The sequence below is a fragment of the Facilibium subflavum genome, assembly GCF_003574485.1.
GTDB classification, from domain to species: Bacteria; Pseudomonadota; Gammaproteobacteria; order Francisellales; family Francisellaceae; genus Facilibium; species Facilibium subflavum.
In genome coordinates this window covers 1-2,317 of the sequence record NZ_QLIT01000109.1, presented here as the reverse complement: position 1 = coordinate 2,317, position 2,317 = coordinate 1, and the positions used below count along the sequence as shown (strand labels likewise).

Below are 2,317 nucleotides of genomic sequence, written 5' to 3'. Positions count from 1 at the left end.
TAGATGCGTTTACCCTGTCTATTGGTACAGTGCAGAGTTTTTCATAGCTTAAGAATACTGTTCCAGCATGGAAAGTTTTCAGTATTTCAAAGAATGATCGGGATAGTGATATTCTAGCGCAAAAGGCTTATAAAAATTTTATACATTTTCTGAAAAGAATTTGTTATATTGAGGTTGACTACAACGGATAAAGCTGGTTATAGTATTACCTGAAGGCTACAAAAGAAAAGCAACCGTAAGATTACTCAAAAATTGAATTTTTAGAAATTAAACATCGTACAATCTGAAAAAAAAGGATTTCGCTATGGCCGTAAATAAAAAAATTCCTCAGTCTCGCTTAATGATTCAATACGATACACGTGTTGAAGGCGAACCAAAGAAAAAAGAGCTTCCTTATAGGATCTTGGCAATGGGAGACCTCTCACAGGGAAAATCAAAAGATGCGAAAAAAAGCTTTGAAGACCGCTTGGTTCGATCGCTAAAAAATGGCATTGATGCAACACTGAAAGATATGGATATCACGCTTAAGCTTAGCGTACCTAATAGCATCAACCCGCATAAATCACCTACACTTGACATTGACTATAAACTGGAAAAAATGGCAGATTTTCGACCAGATCGTATTGCCAAAAAAGTCCCTGAGCTTAATGCCTTACTACAGTTAAAAGACATGCTGTCATCCTTTGAAAAAGACCTTGATAACAACCGCATGCTGAAAAAAACAATCGATCAGATTTTTTCCAGTAAAGAAGCATTAGCACAATTAAAAACACAGTTACCAAAACTGCAAAGCTACCAGCTGGAAAAAACTGAAGCAAAACCACTGGAAGGTGAAATAATCGAACATGATTAAAAAGCATTGTGTAACACACAAAGCTGCAAGAGAAAACGCAATAATGCAACATGATATGGCAACATTTATGCTGCCAAAGGAAAAGCTTTTAGGAGGGCTGATATGTCTGATAATACTACGACTGAGCTTGCTGATAAAAATGCGCTTACAGAAATATTTTCCATGTTCGGCGGCGCACAGGAAGACCAAGCGGCAACACTGGATAAAGTGAATATTGATATTAATGATAATCTCACAGCGGTTGATGGCATTGCTGATGATTACTATGCACGCAATATTGCTGCTTTATCACTTGTTTTGGCAAATAATAATGAGATTCACAACTATAATAAAGTCTATGTGCAAAAAGCGATTGAGCGTATTAATGAAATTATTGAGGAGCAAGTCAACAGCATTCTCTCTCATTCAGATATGCGTTATTTAGAAAAGCAATGGCTTCAGCTGAATGAGCTTACCAAGCACGATTATGATAATATTGATATTGCTGTTTTAGATGTTACGAAAGAAGAGCTGCAATACGACTTTGAAAGAAACCTGTATGACATCTCAAGCAGTGAGCTGTTTAAAAAAGTTTATGTCTCTGAATATGATCAATATGGTGGTGAACCTTATGGCATGATGCTTGGTCTGTATGATTTTCAAAATTCAATGGATGATATCACGTGGCTTACAGGCATGGGAATGGTCGCAGAAAGTGCCCATGCACCATTTATTGCCTCGATTAACCCAAGCTTTTTTGGCGTTAAAAATATTGCAGATTTAAAACAGATTAAAAGCTTTGAAACACTGATGGAACATCCGCGCTATCGTGATTGGAATGCCTTTCGGAAAACAGATCAAGCAGCCTATATCGGCTTGACGTTAGGGGATTTTATATTGCGTCAGCCTTATCATCCTGTTAATGCGCCTGTGCAAGACACGCGCATGAATAATTTCGTTGAGGATGTGTCTGATTATGAATCCAATGATACATATCAATGGGGCAGCTCTGCTATTCTATTTACACAAAATGCCATTAGATCCTACGGAAAAACAGGCTGGTTCCAGTATATCCGTGGCCCTGAGAATGGCGGTTATGTAAAAGACTTAATTGCACCTGTTTATAATATTCGCGGCTTTGATGAGCAACGTTCAGCTTTAAATATCTCACTGCCTGATTATATGGAATTGTCATTGGCAAATGTGGGCATTATTCCAGCTGTTGAAGAAAAAGGTACGCCAAACTGCTGCTTTTTCAGCGTTAACTCGATCAAAAAAGTCGAAGAATTTGTCGATGATTTTGATTCGATGAACTCTCAACTTGTGGCCAATATGTCTTACACCCTGTGTGTGTCACGCATTGCGCATTATGTAAAATGTGTTATACGCGATAAAGTCGGCAGCATCACAAGCACAGAAAGCATACAACAGCAACTTTCTGACTGGATTAACCAATATGTAACAACCGTAACCGCTCCATAAAGG

The 2,317-nt window shown here is 38.0% G+C and carries 2 protein-coding genes; both read left to right on the top strand.

Features of this window, described 5'->3' with window-relative positions:
* The first annotated feature begins 304 nt into the window (after window positions 1–304).
* On the top strand, window positions 305–853 hold the full coding sequence (gene tssB / locus DNK84_RS07235) for a type VI secretion system contractile sheath small subunit (protein ID WP_119343879.1): 549 nt from the start codon (window positions 305–307) through the stop codon (window positions 851–853).
* 102 nt (window positions 854–955) lie between these two features.
* Window positions 956–2,314, top strand: coding sequence for a type VI secretion system contractile sheath large subunit (gene tssC / locus DNK84_RS07230; RefSeq protein WP_235826855.1), 1,359 nt, complete (start codon window positions 956–958; stop codon window positions 2,312–2,314).
* The last annotated feature ends 3 nt before the right edge of the window (window positions 2,315–2,317 follow it).

What these genes read in the sequence shown, in the direction of transcription:
- tssB (WP_119343879.1), top strand. Translation starts at nt 305, where the DNA reads ATGGCCGTAAATAAAAAAATTCCTCAGTCTCGCTTAATGATTCAATAC.
- tssC (WP_235826855.1), top strand. Translation starts at nt 956, where the DNA reads ATGTCTGATAATACTACGACTGAGCTTGCTGATAAAAATGCGCTTACA.